General features: G+C 43.2%; 14 protein-coding genes. 6 read left to right on the plus strand and 8 right to left on the minus strand.

What is annotated here, in order from left to right; genetic code table 11:
• Nucleotides 1-43 precede the first annotated feature (43 nt).
• The 3 genes from G3R48_RS10880 to G3R48_RS10890 all read left to right on the plus strand — a co-directional run bounded on the left by G3R48_RS10880 (nucleotide 44) and on the right by G3R48_RS10890 (nucleotide 2,842).
• Entirely contained in the window at nucleotides 44-1,393 is a 1,350-nt protein-coding gene (locus G3R48_RS10880) for an ABC1 kinase family protein (protein ID WP_153663992.1), read from the plus strand.
• A gap of 107 nt (nucleotides 1,394-1,500) precedes the next feature.
• Complete coding sequence (locus tag G3R48_RS10885; RefSeq protein WP_153663994.1) at nucleotides 1,501-1,887, plus strand: VOC family protein; 387 nt, start codon at nucleotides 1,501-1,503, stop codon at nucleotides 1,885-1,887.
• A 46-nt stretch (nucleotides 1,888-1,933) separates the two neighbouring features.
• Complete coding sequence (locus G3R48_RS10890; protein ID WP_153663996.1) at nucleotides 1,934-2,842, plus strand: LysR family transcriptional regulator; 909 nt, start codon at nucleotides 1,934-1,936, stop codon at nucleotides 2,840-2,842.
• 222 nt (nucleotides 2,843-3,064) lie between these two features.
• On the opposite strand, the gene G3R48_RS10895 is transcribed toward G3R48_RS10890, so the two are convergent.
• Nucleotides 3,065-3,784, minus strand: coding sequence for an SDR family oxidoreductase (locus tag G3R48_RS10895; RefSeq protein WP_153663998.1), 720 nt, complete (start codon nucleotides 3,782-3,784; stop codon nucleotides 3,065-3,067).
• 306 nt (nucleotides 3,785-4,090) lie between these two features.
• Between G3R48_RS10895 and G3R48_RS10900 the strand changes: the two genes are divergently transcribed.
• The gene (locus tag G3R48_RS10900; RefSeq protein ID WP_153664000.1) at nucleotides 4,091-5,782 is read left to right on the plus strand and encodes an RluA family pseudouridine synthase; all 1,692 of its coding nucleotides are present in this window, start codon (nucleotides 4,091-4,093) and stop codon (nucleotides 5,780-5,782) included.
• 15 nt (nucleotides 5,783-5,797) lie between these two features.
• On the opposite strand, the gene ybaK is transcribed toward G3R48_RS10900, so the two are convergent.
• The 3 genes from ybaK to G3R48_RS10915 form a co-directional block, all read right to left on the minus strand.
• A complete protein-coding gene (gene ybaK, locus G3R48_RS10905) occupies nucleotides 5,798-6,268 on the minus strand; it encodes a Cys-tRNA(Pro) deacylase (protein ID WP_153664002.1) in 471 nt (156 codons plus the stop codon).
• Nucleotides 6,269-6,349: 81 nt separating this feature from the next.
• Nucleotides 6,350-6,862, minus strand: coding sequence for a GNAT family N-acetyltransferase (locus G3R48_RS10910; protein WP_153664003.1), 513 nt, complete (start codon nucleotides 6,860-6,862; stop codon nucleotides 6,350-6,352).
• A 21-nt stretch (nucleotides 6,863-6,883) separates the two neighbouring features.
• Nucleotides 6,884-7,831, minus strand: a complete 948-nt coding sequence (locus tag G3R48_RS10915; protein WP_153664005.1) for a LysR family transcriptional regulator — start codon at nucleotides 7,829-7,831, stop codon at nucleotides 6,884-6,886.
• A 111-nt stretch (nucleotides 7,832-7,942) separates the two neighbouring features.
• Here G3R48_RS10915 and G3R48_RS10920 point away from each other — a divergent pair, with 111 nt between their 5' ends.
• A complete protein-coding gene (locus G3R48_RS10920; protein ID WP_153664007.1) occupies nucleotides 7,943-9,007 on the plus strand; it encodes an HlyD family secretion protein in 1,065 nt (354 codons plus the stop codon).
• Nucleotides 9,007-10,590, plus strand: a complete 1,584-nt coding sequence (locus G3R48_RS10925) for a DHA2 family efflux MFS transporter permease subunit (RefSeq protein ID WP_153664009.1) — start codon at nucleotides 9,007-9,009, stop codon at nucleotides 10,588-10,590. The genes G3R48_RS10920 and G3R48_RS10925 overlap by 1 nt, the downstream gene beginning before the upstream one ends.
• Before the next feature lie 144 nt (nucleotides 10,591-10,734).
• Here G3R48_RS10925 and G3R48_RS10930 read toward each other — a convergent pair whose 3' ends face one another.
• From G3R48_RS10930 to G3R48_RS10945, 4 genes are all read right to left on the minus strand, one after another.
• Nucleotides 10,735-12,024, minus strand: a complete 1,290-nt coding sequence (locus G3R48_RS10930) for an NAD(P)/FAD-dependent oxidoreductase (protein WP_153664011.1) — start codon at nucleotides 12,022-12,024, stop codon at nucleotides 10,735-10,737.
• A 596-nt stretch (nucleotides 12,025-12,620) separates the two neighbouring features.
• Nucleotides 12,621-13,283, minus strand: a complete 663-nt coding sequence (gene cobO / locus G3R48_RS10935; protein ID WP_153664013.1) for a cob(I)yrinic acid a,c-diamide adenosyltransferase — start codon at nucleotides 13,281-13,283, stop codon at nucleotides 12,621-12,623.
• 128 nt (nucleotides 13,284-13,411) lie between these two features.
• The gene (cobU, locus tag G3R48_RS10940) at nucleotides 13,412-14,050 is read right to left on the minus strand and encodes a bifunctional adenosylcobinamide kinase/adenosylcobinamide-phosphate guanylyltransferase (RefSeq protein ID WP_153664015.1); all 639 of its coding nucleotides are present in this window, start codon (nucleotides 14,048-14,050) and stop codon (nucleotides 13,412-13,414) included.
• Entirely contained in the window at nucleotides 14,050-14,835 is a 786-nt protein-coding gene (locus tag G3R48_RS10945) for an adenosylcobinamide-GDP ribazoletransferase (RefSeq protein ID WP_228497421.1), read from the minus strand. The genes cobU and G3R48_RS10945 overlap by 1 nt, the downstream gene beginning before the upstream one ends.
• Nucleotides 14,836-14,875: the final 40 nt, after the last annotated feature.

Genomic DNA, 14,875 nt, shown 5'->3' on the forward strand with positions numbered 1-14,875 from the left:
CAACGTACAATTAGCATCGCAATCTGATTAGGTTTTTATGAATATGAACAATAAAACAATCAAAGACAGTGCCAATGTGCCTTTAGGACGATTATCAAGACTTGCATCATTTGGCGGCTTAGCTTCACGCGTGGCAGGCAATGTATTAAAAGAAGGTGCTAAACAGCTCTCCAAAGGCCAAAAGCCGCAGTTGCAACAACTACTTATCACTCCAACCAATATCGGCCATGTGGCCGACAAACTGGCGCAATTACGCGGCGCGGCCATGAAAGTAGGTCAAATGCTATCTATGGACGCGGGTGAATTGCTGCCTGCTGAACTGAGCAACATTTTGGCAAGGTTACGTTCTGACGCCAAAGTCATGCCCCATAAACAACTCGTTAGCGTATTAAAGCAACAATGGGGCGCGCAGTGGATAACGCCATTTGCACAATTTGAGTTACGTCCCTTTGCCGCGGCTTCCATTGGTCAGGTGCACCTTGCCTACCTTGAAAATGGCGACAAATTGGCAGTAAAAATACAGTACCCAGGCATAAAAGACAGTATTGATAGTGACATAGATAACGTGGCGACTTTGCTTAAAGTCGCGCACATGATCCCTGATCAAATAAAGCTAGATGCGCTACTAACAGAAGCCAAACGCCAACTGCACCATGAAGCTGACTATTTACATGAAGCCAAACTACTGCTGCAATATCAACAATGGTTAGGCGACAACCCTCAATTTGTTATTCCCAACGTGTATCAGCAGCTTTGTACCGACAGCGTATTGGTGATGGAGTTTATTGACGGTATCCCGATAGAAAATGTTGCCAGCTTCCCTCAAGCAGTACGTGACAATGTCGCCACACGGTTATTGTCTTTGTTTTTAGACGAGCTATTCACTTTTCAGTTGGTTCAAACCGACCCTAACTTTGCTAACTTTCAATACCAAGCGGACACTGACACCATTGTGTTATTGGATTTTGGTGCCACACGCGCCATTGATAAACGTCTTAGTGATGGATATGCCCAACTCATGCAAGGCGCAATGACCAGCGATAAAGCATTAATGACAACCGCTGCCGAGCAAATTGGTTTTTTTCAACAACAAATTACCGCGCAGCAACAGCGCACCGTCGTCGATATGTTTCATCAAGCATGTGAGCCACTTCGGGTAGAAGGGGGTTACGACTTTGCCCAAAGCGACCTTGCCAAACGAATAACTCAGGCGGCAAAAGCGATGAGTATGGAACAAGAGCAATGGCATACACCGCCAATGGACGCAATTTTTATTCATCGAAAGTTGGCTGGTATTTATTTACTCGCCTCAAAAATAAAAGCCACCATTGACGTGAAGCAATGTTTTTTAGACCATTTGCAAACAGCGCAAGCGACCACGGTCTCGCAATAATTTAAGCAAACAAAACCAGGCGAGCAAAATGAAAAAATCATCATGCTTCAGTAAAGGCTAAGCAATGTTATCCTTAGCCTTTATGGTATTTTCACAGGAGAAGTTACATGTTCAGTCACATCATGTTAGGCACTAATGACATCGCCCGTTCGAAAAAATTTTACGATGCAACCTTTGCCGAACTAGGAATTAAAGAAGGTGTTATTGATGAAAAAGGTCGCTGTTTTTATATTACTGACACTGGCATTTTTTCATTAACCAAACCGATTAACGGTGAAGCTGCCACTGCCGGTAATGGTTCAACTATCGGCTTTAACGTGACCTCTGCTGAGCAAGGCGACAAATGGCATGCGGCTGGAATTGCCAACGGCGGAACAAGTTGCGAAAACCCACCAGGAATACGTAAAAATAATGGTTTTGACTTATATCTTGCATACTTACGAGATCCAGACGGTAATAAGATCTGTGCCCTAAAACGCACCATGCACAAGTAAATTACCTAATACACCAATAGTAAAACCCCAACAGTTAAGAAAAATTATGATAAATAACGCTAATTTGGCAGATATTCGCGCATTTGTGTTGATTGCACAATTGGGCAATTTAACCAAAGCTGCGCAGGCACTCAATGTGTCTCGCTCGCACGTGTCTCGGCAATTAAGCGCGTTAGAAAAATACCTTGGGGTCACCTTAGTTATTCGTACTACTCGCAGCATTAAGCTCACTCAAGCAGGTGAGCAACTGCTTGAACAAAGCCAGCAAGCGCTGAGTCAAATTGACCAAGCGCTATTAAGTACTATCGACAATAACGACAACATGCGCGGTCATTTATCGATAAATTGTGTCGGTGGCCCAATTGGGGAAGATGTCATTAGCACCATAGTGAATGACTTTATGTTGCAACACCCTCATATCAGCATTGACTTAGATTTCAGCAGTGAGCGAATTGACTTATTCAATGATGACTTTGATTTAGCCTTTAGAATGGGCACACTGGCTGATGCAGGCTTTATTGGCCGTAAGCTACTTGATATTGAAATGGTTACCCTTGCCAGCCCTGAATACTTGCGCTTACATTCAACCCCAACTGAGCCCAAAGAATTAGTTAACCACCGCTGCATTACCGGCTCCGTGACCCATTGGCATTATCAACATTGCACTCAACCTCAAATAACGCAAGATGTGCAAGTCAAAGGACAGTTAACCTGTCGTAATGGTCGCACCTTGATAAATGGCGCACTCAAAGGCAATGGTATTATTAGGGTGCCATTAATGTATTGCCCCCATGAAGTGGCCAAAGGTGAGTTAGTGACATTACTGCCCCAATGGCAAATTAGCAGTGTGCCGTTTTACGCCATATTTCATCAAGATAAATACCAGCCTAAAAGGCTGCGCGCTTTTATCGACTTTTGCGTAAACGCATTTAATTCGCCGTTAAAATCGAGCTAAAACAGCCTAAAAAAACAACTAAAATCAGCTTCAACTTCCCCCATTAAACAGCACTATGCCCGGTCAAGTATCAACATAAAACCCACTCCTGTAATGAAGCGAGTAAATTTAACCAGCTACCTTGGCGATACTAAAATGCCAATAAATAACAAGGGAAGCCAATGACTTCCCTTGTTAATTTTATTTTACTGTTCGCTTTAGTTTGTCAAAGAGCAACCATTTTTATGGTTCTTGACGCGTCGGCGCTAAAGCAATTTCACGAATACACACATTTTGTGGCTGCGCATAAGCAAAGCTAACCGCACGGGCAACATCATCAGGGGCTAATACGCCACCCATTTGTTGTTTCCAGCCATCGTATCCTGCTTTAATTTCATCAGAAGTCGTGTGTGATAACAATTCAGTTTCAACCGCACCCGGGGCGATGGTTATCATACGCACATCGCTTGCGGCAACTTCTTCACGTACTGTTTCAGTAATCGCATGTACTGCGTATTTTGAACCACAATAAGCAGCATGATTAGCAAACGTTTTAAAACCAGCAATAGAGCTAATATTAATAACCGTTCCTGTTTGACGTGCTTTCATTGATGCTAATACCGCTTGAATACCATTCAATAATCCCATGACATTCACGTCAAACATACGTTGGAATTCGCTGCTATCTTGGGTATCAATTTGGCCTAATAGCATTACCCCTGCGTTATTGATTAAACAATCAACAGCGCCAAATTGCGCTTCAGCTTTTGCAATGGCAGATTCAAAACTCGCTTTGTCAGTAACATCTACCGCTTCACACAAGGTATTAGGTAAATTAAGTGCGGTTAAACGCTCAACACGACGCGCTAATAATAATAACGGATGACCTTCAGAGCTTAAACGACGCGCAATACTTTCACCAATACCTGAACTTGCACCTGTAATCACAACTAACTTTTTCATGTTTGACTCTCTTAATTTGCCCCGAAGGCGTTAATCGAAAATGCAATAATGACCGAGGTAAGTGCCGCGACCTATTGCCAATGTCATTATGATAGTAAAAACCACTTTGTTGATATATACCCGCTAAGTTCACAAACTGTTGCTGTATAGCAACAATAAACTTAGCCATTGTGCAGCACTCACTCGTTGTGAATGACCATGATTCGATTTTAGTTGAATGTGGTGCAATACGCGCGAACTTGGTGCTTGTCGTAAAACAAAGGTGTAAAATGCGCCTTTGTTGGTTTTTCTGTTTTAGGTTGTGTCATGTCCCGCTCCGATCCTTGTTTTAATCTTTTTAGCCAAGACATTGGTGAACTTTCACCACCTGACAAATTTACCTTTCCGTTTTATTACCAAGCGCACCCATTATGTCAAATGGCGGCTGAGCAGTTGCAGCAACAATGGTTAACCCCTAATACCTGGCGACATAACTTTGGTCTAGATGAACACGATGCAAACCAACAAGCCATAAGTAAAATGTTTGGCGTGTTAGTGGTACGTAACGCCCAAGGACAACTCGGTTTTTTAGCGGCATTTTCAGGTAAATTGGCAGAGCAAAATGTGCTAAAACCTTTTGTACCACCGGTTTTTGATATGCTGACACAAGGCAGCTTTTACACCACGCAATCTCAGCCAATTAACGCCATTAACCAACAGATACAACAGCTAGAAAGCAGTGAACAATTAACCCAACTGACTCAGCAACTCACCGATATCAATCAGCAAAGTGAACTAAAAATTAAGGCAAAACAACAAGAAATTGTTGAAGCAAGAAAACAACGAAAAGCCCAACGTACAGCGGGAGAAGCCAATTTAACGGCGCTTGAATTTAAAACCTTGTCGATTGAAATGAGCCGCCAAAGCGTGCAGCAAAAACACGCCTTAGCAACACTAAAAGCCCAATGTCAGCTCGATATCAGCCAAGCCCAAACCCAGTTAAGCCAACTCACTGAGCAAATTAGCGCCCTTAAACAGCAACGTAAACACTTATCCAATCGCTTGCAACATCAGCTTTTTGCCCAATATCAATTTGCTAACGCCCATGGTGAAATACGCGACTTAAACAGTATTTTTGCTGAAACAGCTAATCATATTCCACCCGCTGGTGCGGGTGAATGCGCCGCCCCTAAGCTGCTTAATTATGCCTATAACAACCAATATCAACCTATCGCTATGGCTGAATTTTGGTGGGGAAAAGCACCTAAGTCTGAAGTGAAAAAGCATAAAAACTTTTATCCGTCTTGCCACAGCAAGTGCCGACCTATTTTAACCCACATGTTAGCAGGGCTTGCCGTTGACCCAGACCCATTGCTCATTAACACTGCGGCGGATAAAGACATTGAAATAGTCTATCAAGATGACGATATTGTGGTCATTAACAAACCTGCGGAGCTATTGTCGGTAGCAGGCAAAAAGATATCAGATTCAGTGCAAACAAGAATGAAGCAGCGCTTTGCACATGCCACTGGGCCGCTTATTGTACATCGACTGGATATGTCTACCTCGGGATTGATGGTCATTGCGCTCACAAGCCAAGCCAATAAAGCCTTGGTACAACAATTTATTAATCGCACTGTCACTAAGCGTTATGTGGCGTTAATTGAAGGTGTACCCACTGCAACAGCTGGCGATATTTCGTTGCCACTGAGAGTAGATTTAGACGACAGACCAAAGCAAGTGGTGTGTTATGAACATGGTAAAACCGCGCAAACTCATTGGCAGTTACATAAGGTTATTGACGATAAAGCCTTGCTGCATCTATACCCTAAAACCGGGCGCACTCACCAACTGCGAATGCATTGTGCTCACCATGACGGGCTGGGATTACCCATAGTTGGGGATGATTTATACGGTACTCAAGCCACGCGATTACACTTACATGCCCAGCAATTAAGTTTTCATCACCCAAGCAGTAATAAACCGCTGCATTTTGACGTACCAGCTGATTTTGAATAGCGCGCTAAGCGTAAATTAATCGGCTTGAATAGGCGCAAATTTGGCTTGGGTTAAGGTAGCTAAATCTTGTGGGGCTAATTCAATCTCTAGGCCGCGGCGACCTGCGCTCACGTGCATCGTCGCAAACGGCTCAGCACTATCATCAATCACCGTTGTTAAGCGCTTTTTTTGTCCTAGTGGGCTAACACCGCCTAAGACATATCCGGTGGTACGTTCCACTTGTGCCGGTTCAGCCATTTGTACTTTTTTTACGCCAACCGCTTTAGCAATGCGCTTTAAATTTAATGACGACGACACTGGCACAATGGCGACAACTAATTGCTGGGTATCGGTTTTCACCACTAAGGTTTTAAATACTTGTTGAGGATTAACCCCAAGTTTTTCAGCCGCTTCCAGTCCATAAGATTGCGCTTGCGTGTCATGTTGATATTCATGAATGGTAAAGGCGATTTTACTGCGTTTTGCCGCGATTATTGCTGGAGTCATAATGAATAATTTAACCTGATAAGTAACAACATAATGAAAATCAAGACAACCACATTCATTTTAGTTCAATAGTCGCATGAGCTAATCAAGCAATGTGTGATTGACTTTATACCTTAAAACAACCTTATTTTCTAAACTGAGCTGCGACTCTAATTTTCCACCATTAGCAATAATTGCTTTTGATGACGCAAGATTATGTTGATAACAATGAATGTGGATCTCATTAATGCCCATTTTGACTAACTCGGCAATGGATAACCCTATTAACTGCTTCCCTAGCCCTTGATGACGATAGCTTGGGCGAATACCCAAACCAATATGTCCTCCACAACGGCGAATTTGTGCATTAAGTGTGTGGCGCAAGTTGGTTACACCAATAATTTCGCCATTGTCTACTAGCCATAATGTCGAACTTGGTACATAACCTTGAGGTAAATTCTTACCATGATGAAAATCAGCTAACTTAGCCAATAGTTTTTCAAAGTCACTACAATCAAAATCGAGTGGAAACGGATACCCTTCTTCATCGCCTAATTCTTCAATATAGCGCTGATAACTTGCTTGAAAATCCATGTTTGGGATAATTAATTCCATTTAACATCCTTTAAAGCTAGTTTATTTATTATCACTTTTCTCAGGGCGCGTTATATAGTCTGGGTACTCAAGTACCTTACCTTGCAGATCTTCAAATAATGATTGGTAGAGAAACTCGGTAAACACACGGTATTTTCGCGGAATATACTCTCGTTGCGGCATGCTTAAGGTTAATAAATGCTGTTTCATGGGGAAGTCAGATAACACCGTCACTAATCGTCCGTCGCTAATAGCATCATCGGCAATCACTTCTGACAGTGCTGCAATCCCTAACCCTTCAATCGCAGCTTCACGCAATAACGTAATATTATTGGTTGTCAGTTGTGATTTTGGGGCAATCGTCACCCAGCGTTTACCGTCAAATAACGTCCAGTTTGCGTCGGTACTTGGCGCTGAATGTCGAATAGCTTGATGTTGATTCAACTCCTCTGGCGTTGTAGGCGTACCATGCAAGGCTAAATAAGCTGGGCTGGCCATCAATAGTTTTGGTGTATTAAGCAACGCATAACATTGTAAACTCTCGTCTTTTTTCTCGGAGATTTGGATCAGCATATCGACCCCTTCGCCAATAACATCAATCTTACGATTCGTTAATTCAGCATCAATGGTAATTTGCGGGTATTCATTTAAAAAGCGTGCAAAAACCGGCGCAAAATACAGCTGGCCTAATTCAATGGGGCATATAATCTTTAAATGCCCCGACACATTGTGTTGACTGGCACTGAGTTGGTCTTGGGCATTTTGAAGATCTAACAAAATCCGCTTAACCCGATGATAATAATTTGCCCCCGCTTCGGTCAGCTTTAATGCCCGGGTAGTGCGATACAACAATTGCACGCCAGCGTCGGCTTCTAATTCTGCTATCTTTCTACTTACTGTTGCCTTTGTCAGTCCTAACACGTGAGCAGCTTTAGTAAAGCTACCTTGTTGAACCACTTGAGCAAACATTTGTACTCGATTCAAATCCATATTGTTACACCAGAAAAACAGTGGGTCACATTTTAACTATCTAATCAACTTATTGAAACAGTAGTAAAATATACATCTATAATCAAGAGGCAGTTTATTGGAGAGCCTTTAATGTCTAAAAGTAAAATGTTTGTCGGTATCCCATTAATCGTGTTAGCCGTGTTGGCTAGCGGTTACTACTGGTGGACCCATGTACGTAATTTTGAATCCACGGATAATGCTTATATTGAAGCTGATATTTCTAATATCAGTATTAAAGTCCCCGGTTATGTCACCAAGACGTTTGTCAGTGACAACCAACACGTCAGCAAAGGTGAGTTGCTTGCCCAGCTTGAAGATAATCAATATCAAGCCAAAGTAGCCCAAAGCCAAGCAGCATTAACCAGTGCCCAAGCTCAGCTCAGTACATTAGTGGCTAAAGTAGACTTACAGCGCGCGGTGATTACCCAAGCTAACGCCAGTGTTTCAGCTGCTCAAGCAGGCAGTTTGCGCGCTAAACAGCAGCTGGCAAGGGCAAGTCAGTTGAAAAAGAAAAACTACAGTTCACAAGATGCGGTAGATGAAGCGCAAACTGGCTTTCAGTCAGCAATGGCACATGTTGATGAAGCGAAAGCAGCATTGGTAGCCAAACAACGTGAGCTCACTGTGTATAACGCTCAATTGGCTGAAGCAGATGCCAGTGTTGAGCAAGCAAAAGCAGGCTTAGCCTTAGCTAAAATTCAGTTAAATGACACAAAAATTGTCGCGCCATTTAGCGGTATCATTGGCAAACGCGGCGCCCATGAAGGGCAATATGTGCAGCCAGGCCAAGCTATTTATAGCCTAGTGCCAGATCATGCCATTTGGATAACCGCCAATTTTAAAGAAACTCAAATTGCTGATATGCAAGTAGGTCAACCTGTCACCATTGAATTAGATGCTTATTCAAATGAATCATTCACTGGTGTCGTTGATAGCTTATCTCCTGCTTCTGGCGCTAAATTCAGTTTATTACCCGCTGAAAATGCGACGGGTAACTTCACTAAAATTGTTCAGCGTATTCCGGTTCGGATTAAGTTCAATCACCTGCATGACACAACATCGACCAACATCAGACTGCTTCCTGGATTAAGTGCACTTGTTAAAGTGGATGTTTCAAGTGGTGTAATCAATGACTCTGCAAAGGCTAATCCATAATGACGGCTGCGGTTAACGACACTTCAGGTAACGCCGAAGTTGTCATTCCAGGTAGTCGCCGAGCATGGATTGCGGTTATTGGTGGCTTAATTGGTGCATTTATGGCGATTTTAGATATTCAAATCACGAATGCGTCAATGAAGGAAATTCAAGGTGGATTAGGGGCAACATTAGAAGAAGGCTCGTGGATTGCTACGGCTTATTTAGTCGCAGAAATGATAGCAATTCCACTTTCTGGCTGGCTCAGTAAAGGGCTCGATATGCGCCGCTACCTGTTGTGGAACAGTGCTATTTTTATTCTAGCGTCTTTACTGTGCTCTATCTCATGGAACCTAGAGTCAATGATTGTCTTTCGGGCTATGCAAGGGTTCTTTGGCGGGGCATTAATCCCGATGGCGTTTCGGTTAATTCTGGAATACTTACCTGAAGCAAAACGCCCTGTGGGTATGGCTTTATTTGGTGTAACCGTAACCTTTGCGCCCTCCATTGGCCCCACATTAGGTGGATGGTTAACTCAAGAGTTTAGTTGGCATTATCTGTTTTATATTAATGTCGTACCAGGCGTGATAGTTATGCTCATGCTGTCTTATGGATTAATTAAAAAGCCGATAGATTGGGCTGAACTTAAAAATGTCAGTATCGCCAGTGTGGTCACCATGGCTTTGGGCATGGGTTGTTTAGAAGTGGTACTTGAAGAAGGTAACCGTAAAGATTGGTTTGGCTCAGATCTCATTCGCAACTTGGCGATTGTTTCAGCGGTAAATATTGTTATCTTTATCTATTTACAGCTCAATAAATCCAACCCTTTGGTTAATTTAAGATTACTTAAAAACCGCGATTTTGCCTTATCAACACTGGCCTACTTTCTATTAGGGTTAGCCTTGTTTTCATCGATTTATATCGTGCCTTTGTATTTGTCACAAATTCAATTATATAGTGCGATGGAAATAGGCGAGGTATTAATGTGGCTTGGATTTCCGCAGCTATTAATATTGCCATTTATGCCTAAACTCATGCAGCGCTTTGATAATCGCTACCTTGCAGGTTTTGGTTTTTTCATGCTGGGTGTGAGCTATTACATGAATAGCCACATGACCGCTGATTTTGCCGGGCCGCAACTCATTGCATCAATGGTTGTTAGGGCGATTGGACAACCGTTTATTATGGTGCCCATTGGTATGTTGGCAACAGCGCATTTACGTAAAGACGAAAATGCCTCTGCCTCTACCGTATTAAATGTTATCCGTAATTTAGGCGGTGCATTTGGCATTGCATTGGTGGCAACCTTATCTGACAACCTTAGTCGCACCCATTTAGCACATATTAAAGAATCCATTCCGGCGGTGAATGCCATGGCGACCCAGTATTTGTCTGACACGGCTGGCGTACTGCAAATGGCGGGTTCAGACGCGGTTACAGCGCATAATCAAGCATCGACGTTGTTAGGCAACATGATGGCTAAACAAGCGTATATTCAAGCTTATAATGATGTGTTTTTAATTATGTCTGCACTGTTAATGGTGGCGGTTTTGTCGGTATTAATGATCCGCAAGCCAGAAGTAAAAGCGCCAACGAAAGCGTAACGAAAGCAGCGTTCAAGCGAGTCTATTGCTAGCAACCATAAAAACGGCTGCCAATGTTTAGATTAATGAAGGCTTAATTGAGCCATAAAAAAAGCGACCGAATCGTCGCTTTTTTTATGGCTACTCTGACCCACTTTTATACTGTTACCACAATTTTAACTGTGGACGCAACAAGCGGTTTAGACCATGGATTAGTAAAATCATTGTTCCTTTAAATGGGCCATGAAGCGCCAAAATATGCCGACGATACAAAGAGGCATACACAAAGCGTGCAGGTGAACCTGCTAACTGCAAACCACCATGGAAGAATGAGAACATGTTACCGATAGTGTTAAAGTGCGCAAGGTTAACAAAACTGCCTAAATCTTTATAAACATACCTCTCCAGCTTTGCATTTGGGTCTTCGAGTAAGCGAATTAAGTTAGTGCCAATCATCAGCGCCACTTGGCGAGCGGTTTGACCTCTTGCAGGTAAAAAACTGCCATCTTGCTGCGGAATGCAGGCACAATCACCAAAGGTAAATATCCGCTCATCTGACAACGTTCTCCCCGTATCAGCAGCCATCAATTGATTGGCTCGGTTTACCGCTAAGCCAAATGTCGATAATACTTCTGGCGCTTTAACTCCTGCAGCCCAAATCACCAGATCCGCTTCGATAAACTGATCACTTTTGGTGGTTAAACCTTGCTTAGTGACTTCGGTCACCAGGGTATTGGTCGAGACATTAATGCCAATATCCACTAATTTGTCGTATACGGCCTTTCTCAATTCCGATTGTGGTAATGCAGGCATCACCGAATCTGACGCTTCAACAAGGGTTAAATCCAACAGATCTTGTTCCAATTGATAGCCGTATTTTCGCAACATTTGCGCCATTTGATGCAACTCTGCCGCCATTTCAACACCGGTTGCACCCGCACCGACGACCGCCACTTTCATCTTGCCTTGTTGCTGGCCATTGGCGTGCTGCATAAATTGATGTTGAATGCGTTCGCGCAGGATCATTGCTTGTTCGGTTAGATCCAAGGTGAAGGCATGCTCTTTTACGCCTGGAATACCAAAGTCATTACTAATGCCACCAATTCCAATCACCAGATAATCGTAATCGATACGGCGCTCTTCTAGCACGAGGCGGCCATCGGCACTGTGCAGTGGTGCCAGTATAATTTGCCGGTTTTCGCGATCGATACCCGTTAACGCGCCTCGTTGGTAAATGTAGCCATTGTTAGAGCCATGCACTTGATAAGCGACGGCATTAGTGCCTTCGTCTAAACTCCCCGTTGCCAGCTCATGTAACAGGGGTTTCCAAATATGGTGATTACAGATATCTACCAACGTGATTTCTGCTTTACCGGCTTTACCAAGGCGTTTGCCAATTTTGGTAATTAACTCCATACCGCCGGCACCGCCGCCGACGACAACAATCTTATTCATAATTTAGCTCCGATTTAGAGACTGCGATGATGCCTATTCGATTCAAATATGATCGTCTGCTCACTTGCTTGAAAGTTATTGTTTCTAGCCGTTCACCAATGGAAAGAGCATCAAACTACAATTGGCGATGACTATCTTGGCGTGAAATTTTAGCTTGATGTCCTGACGGTTTACCTAAGGACGTTGACGCCAGACAAATGGAAAACGCATATTGTAGTTCAATACGCCACTGCAGTGCGCAATTTTTTAGGCCTTTTAGTAAGGCAAAGAGTTAATGTCTTGATTAACGAGCGTCAATGAAGACATGACTCAGTATCGGTTAATTGGTATCTGTTGGTTTATGGACCCACTTAATGAGCCCATTGTCACAATGCCCCATAAAGCACAGATCGTTTTGGGAGATAATCCCAAGCCTTATTCGATGAAACGACTGTGCTGGCCTGTAGGGCTTATGTCGATTTAAATCTTGTTCGTGATCATATACTAAGGATGCGGCAATGTAACAAGCCTCAAACAACGGTTCCCACACACATTGTCGCTGCAAGCAAACTATGGTTATCTTATGTCAATGTATACTTTGCGCAACAAAAAATCAGCTAATAATCAAAGCCAATCTGTGCTTTAACCCCATCATTAAAGGCGTGCTTTAGTGGCTGTACTTCACTGACGGTATCGGCTAGTTCAATCAACTCGCGGTGACAGGCGCGGCCAGTGATAATCACATGCTGCATTTTGGGGCGCTGCTTAAGTGCATCGACAACCCGAGCTAAATCAATGTACTTGTAAGTCACCATATAAGTTAGCTCGTCCAATAGCACCATATCAATAGACGGGTCGCTTAACAGCACTTCGGCTTCTTTCCATGCTGATTCTGCCGCGGCAATGTCTTGTTCACGGTTTTGGGTTTCCCAAGTAAAGCCTGAGCCCATCACATGAAATTTCACCCCTAACTTTTGTAATACATTGCGTTCGCCGCATTCCCAACCGCCTTTAATAAACTGCACAACGGCGGCGGTCTTGTTGTGTCCGACAGCGCGAGTGACCGAGCCAAAACCAGCAGTTGATTTACCTTTACCATTACCAGTAATGACCATAAATACGCCTTGTTCTTTTTGGGCGGCTTCAATTCTGGCATCGACACTTTGTTTGAGTTTTTGTTGGCGGGCTTTATGGCGCTGGGCTTTTTGCTGTTCGCGGCTTTGTTCATCGTCATGTTCTGCTTCTACAGCAGGCGTATTAGCGTCTTGTTTGCTGGTCATGTCATTATCCCTATGATTCAGTATTATTGTTAATCTGTTTGGCTTTCATTAGCGCTACTTTTGCCAAGGTCTGCCTTATAAACGCGGGCAAAAATAGTTGAATTAATGTGTTGATGAGTAATAAGCTTTTATCGATTACCTTTTAACTGCATTGGTAGTCCAGCCACCACTAGGGTGACATCATCAGCAATCTGCGCAATGGCTTGGTTTAACCACCCTGCTTCATCAACAAACTGGCGGCTTAGCTCGCCCATAGGCACAATGCCCGAGCCAACCTCGTTACTCACTAACACCACATTACCTTTTAGTTGCACTAATACCTGTAATAAACGCTGCTTTTGTTGCGCCCAATTAATACTTGGTTCAAAGTAATGCGCTGATGGAAAAGACAAATTACTCAACGATTGCAGCATACAATTGTCTGTCATAACATCTTGAGGGGACGGGGTGTCACGCATTAAATGTTGTGTCAGATACAAGGTTAAGCAGTCAACAAAAATGGTTTGATTAGGTTTATCAATCGCCGCTAAGGTTTCAGCAACAAATAAGGGCTCTTCAACTAATTGCCAGTCAATTTTCAACTGCGGGTCGCAAATGTTGTCGCGGTCTTGTTGATGGCGCAAAATGCGCTGGCGCATTTCATCATCGTTTGCAGTCGCTGTAGCTAAATACACACATGATTGACCTAGGTTTGAAAAACGCGCCATTTCAGTTTCACCAAAACGACTTTTACCGCTACGAGCACCGCCAATTATCAACTGGATCATTAACTTAACCCCATTGCTAACAGAATAATATAACAAGTAATTTCACTGATTTGCTGGGTTGCGCCTAATGTGTCGCCGGTATAACCGCCAATTTGACGTTTGAACACAAACGACAACCAAAAGCGCACGCTTATCAAGCTAACCAACAAAGTGATAATCACCCAAGGTGATAACCAAAATAGCACTAACAGCCCACTTAATAATAGGATCAACAGATCATTTTTTTGCTGCTCATTTGCCAATGGTTTCACTTTACTGACATCAATATCTTGTACATATTGATCGCTAAAAATCATACTCGATGCCACCACACGGCTTAATGTGTGGGCAATAATAATACTGCTACATACTAACTCAGGGCTGAGCTGTCCCAGCCCCGCCAATAACTGCCATTTAAGTCCCAAGACCAATACAAGCGCCAGTGCGCCATAAGTGCCGATACGTGAATCTTTCATTATTCGCAGCTTATCTTCCACCGTCCAACCGCCACCAAAGCCGTCGGCGGTATCCGCTAAGCCATCTTCATGAAAACCGCCTGTTAGGAGCACGCTCACGATCATCGAGATAATAATGGCCGCGCCAATTGGCAGTAAAAACTGACTAATATAAAACACACTTGCGCTTAATAAGCCAATGACTAACCCCACCACACCAAAATAACGACTGGCACGATTGAGGTTACCTTCACCATAATCAACCCAACTGGGCACGGGAATACGGGTAAAGAAACTTAATGCGACCAAAAATAAGTTAAGTTGTTTTGACCTCATTAGCGAAAAAGCCATGTTTATCCTGTTTGATTGTGTTGCTTAAGGGGCTAGTTTA

It is taken from the genome of Shewanella intestini, assembly GCF_018221465.1.
In the GTDB taxonomy this organism is placed as follows: Bacteria; Pseudomonadota; Gammaproteobacteria; order Enterobacterales; family Shewanellaceae; genus Shewanella; species Shewanella intestini.